Raw genomic sequence first — 2907 nt, 5'->3', positions numbered from 1 at the left:
GAAGCGGACTTTCCTATTACGCGGAAGCGGAATTATAGGGCCTCAGCGATTACCCTGTGTTGACACGACCACGACCGCCTATGCAACGGTGTGTTGTCTCCGCTCGTCGTCCGTCTGCGTGTTGCGGGCACGCTACGCCGTGAAAGCCTGTTGTAATTGTTGAACCGCCTGCGCCGGATCCCCGGCCCCGGTAATCGCACTGACGAGCGCCGCGCTGCCAACGCCGGTTGCGAGCACGGAGGGCAATCGCGCAAGGTCGATGCCACCGATGGCGACGAGCGGGACATGCTCGCGAAGCAGCCGAACGTAGCGTTCGAGGCGCGCGAGCCCCTGTGGCGCCGTTGCGACGATCTTCGTCCCGGTCGGGAATACCGGGCCGAAGGCCAGATAGCTCGGCCGGACACGCAAAGCCCGCAGCATTTCGTAGTAACCGTGCGTGGATAGACCCAGGCGCAGCCCCGAGTGCGCGATTTCGCTCAGATCCGCCGTGTCGAGATCTTCCTGCCCCAGATGCACGCCATAGGCGCCCGCTTGCGCCGCCTCGCGCCAATGGTCGTTGATGAAGACGCTGGCGCCATGACGGCGGCCCGCGGCCACGGCTTGCGCGATTTCCTCGCGAAGCGCATCGGGCGCCAAGTCTTTCACGCGCAATTGCACGGTTCGGACGCCAAGCGCCAGCACGCGCTCGACCCATTGCGCGCTCGGCAACACGGGATAGAGGCCGAGCGGTGACTCACATGCCGGGAACGCCGGCACAGGCGCAGCCGGCAGCCCCGCCACACGCGGAAAGCGCGACAGGTCGACGGGCCACGCGTCTTCGCCCTGGGTCTCGTCGCCGTCTCGCCAGGCGAGCGCCAGTACCAGCGCGTCGTGCGGCTCGAAACCACAATCGAGAAAGGCCGCAAGCGCAGCGAGCCAATCCTCGGCCGGGGGCCCTTTCAGCGCAAACCGCTCGCCGTTCGCCATCGTCAGCGTCGCGCCGTTCGCGTCGGCTTCGATGAAACCCGCGCCGGCCGCGCGCCACGCCGCGGCGTCCAACGGTTCGGCCTCGCGGCCGATGAGGACGATCAGGTCGTCCGCCGTCACCGTCTCGTGCGGCGTGAGGCAAATGCGCCACGCGCGGCCAGCGCGCGGCCAGTCGCCGAGCTGCGCGCGAATCCGCTCCGCTGCCTCGATCAACTCGTCGGCCGGCGGCCAGAAATAGTCGCGGTCGGACAGCGTCAGGGTTCGCATGCTTGACTCCATACGCTGTCGATTGCGTAGGCGGTGCCGAGCGACTTAGCCATCCGAACGCATCCCGTACTCATGATCGATCCTGGTGCCAGAACGGCATCCCGACGACGGGCGTACTCGCCTCGGCACTTTCGCGCTCGGCCATCGGCCCGGCAACGTACGCCTCGCGGCCGGCTTCGACAGCCAACGCGAATGCGCGTGCCATCGCTGCCGGGTGCGTGGCTTGGGAGACGGCCGTGTTCAGCAGCACGCCGTCGAATCCCCACTCCATGACCTGACAGGCATGGGACGGCACGCCAAGGCCGGCATCGACGATCAACGGAACGTCGGGCAGCCGCTCGCGCAGCACGCGCAAACCGTACGGGTTGACGACACCCTTGCCCGTGCCGATCGGCGCGCCCCACGGCATCAACGCTTCGCAACCCGCATCGAGCAGCCGGCGCCCGACCACCAGATCTTCGGTGCAGTACGGCAGTACCTTGAAGCCGTCTTTGACGAGCCGCTCCGCCGCTTCGATCAAGCCGATCGGATCGGGCTGCAGCGTGTAGTCGTCGCCGATCAGTTCGAGCTTGATCCAGTCGGTTTCAAAGACCTCGCGCGCCATATGGGCCGTAGTCACCGCTTCGGCCACGCTTTGGCAACCGGCCGTGTTCGGCAGCAGCGGCACCCCGCGCGCCTTGAGCAAATCGAAGAAGCCGGCTTCGGCCGTCTGCGCGTTCATCTGCCGGCGCAGCGCGACGGTCACCATCCCCGGCCGCCCGGCATCGATCGAATCGGCCAGCGATTGCAAAGAGGGATAACGCGACGTGCCGAGCAGCACGCGGCTCGCGAAAGCGGTGCCGTACAGCGTCAGTGCGTCGGCGGGCAAGGTGACGGGATCGGAAGCGGAGTTCATCGGTTGTCCTGTGAAGCTCGGATGCAAAGAGACTCGAAAAAGCGGGCTCGGAACGCGGGTTTGAAAAACACACCAGGTTCGTCGGCCGTGTCGGTCCGGCTGCGCGATCGGACGAGCAAGGTATCGGCCCGCTTCGATTTCGCACCCGGCTCGCGGGGGCGGACGGCGCTTAACCGCCCGCCACGGGGTGAACGACGTCGATCTTGTCGCCCGGTTGCAAAGTCCGGACCGCGTGCAAGCCACGCGAGACGAACTCGCCGTTCACCGCGACGGCGAACGGCGGACGGGCGCCGAAAAGCGACAGGGCGTCGGCGAGCGTCGCTTGCTCGGGCAGCGACAGCGGTGTTTGGTTGATCTGAATATCCATGATCGGCGATACGTTTCGCGTTTGCGTTTGAGTAATCACTAAGCTATATAGGCGAGGCGAATTTCTTCGACCCGCAGCAAGTACTTGCATCGACGGCGGGCCGCTCGTCATGCGCCGAGAGGCGGCGCGACGCTCGCATGCGCGCCCGCGCCATGCAGCATCGCCGCCCAACGCGATTGCGCGCGCAGCGTGCCAAAACTGTCGGCATCCTTTACCTGGCCTGTCAGCAACGCGACAGCCAGATCCGCTGCCGCCTTCGAAACCTCGGGCGCGATCATATAACCATGGCGATAGAGCCCGTTCACTGTAAGCGCTTGTGCGCCGTCCCAACTGATGGCGGGACGATGATCGGGCAGCGTCGGACGACACTGCGTGTTCAGTTCGAGGATGCGCGCCTCGCCGAATCCCGGAT

Annotated in this window: 3 protein-coding genes and 1 pseudogene; all 4 read right to left on the bottom strand. The window is 66.0% G+C overall.

The window, feature by feature from the left end; all coding sequences use genetic code 11:
- Positions 1–132 precede the first annotated feature (132 nt).
- Positions 133–1233 (bottom strand): thiamine phosphate synthase, encoded by a 1101-nt coding sequence (gene thiE, locus ACTHL0_RS20685; protein WP_440568753.1) that lies wholly within the window; start codon positions 1231–1233, stop codon positions 133–135.
- A 70-nt stretch (positions 1234–1303) separates the two neighbouring features.
- The gene (locus tag ACTHL0_RS20680; RefSeq protein ID WP_440568752.1) at positions 1304–2128 is read right to left on the bottom strand and encodes a thiazole synthase; all 825 of its coding nucleotides are present in this window, start codon (positions 2126–2128) and stop codon (positions 1304–1306) included.
- A 169-nt stretch (positions 2129–2297) separates the two neighbouring features.
- Positions 2298–2495: a sulfur carrier protein ThiS gene (thiS, locus tag ACTHL0_RS20675; RefSeq protein ID WP_440568751.1), complete on the bottom strand. Its 198-nt coding sequence runs from the start codon at positions 2493–2495 to the stop codon at positions 2298–2300.
- Between the two features lie 107 nt (positions 2496–2602).
- Positions 2603–2907: pseudogene (locus ACTHL0_RS20670) on the bottom strand (FAD-dependent oxidoreductase); the annotation flags it as partial.

This window comes from Trinickia sp. (assembly GCF_051961175.1).
Classification (GTDB): Bacteria; Pseudomonadota; Gammaproteobacteria; order Burkholderiales; family Burkholderiaceae; genus Trinickia.
The sequence above is the reverse complement of the archived record's forward strand: the minus strand, read 5'-3'. Positions and strand labels throughout refer to the sequence as shown.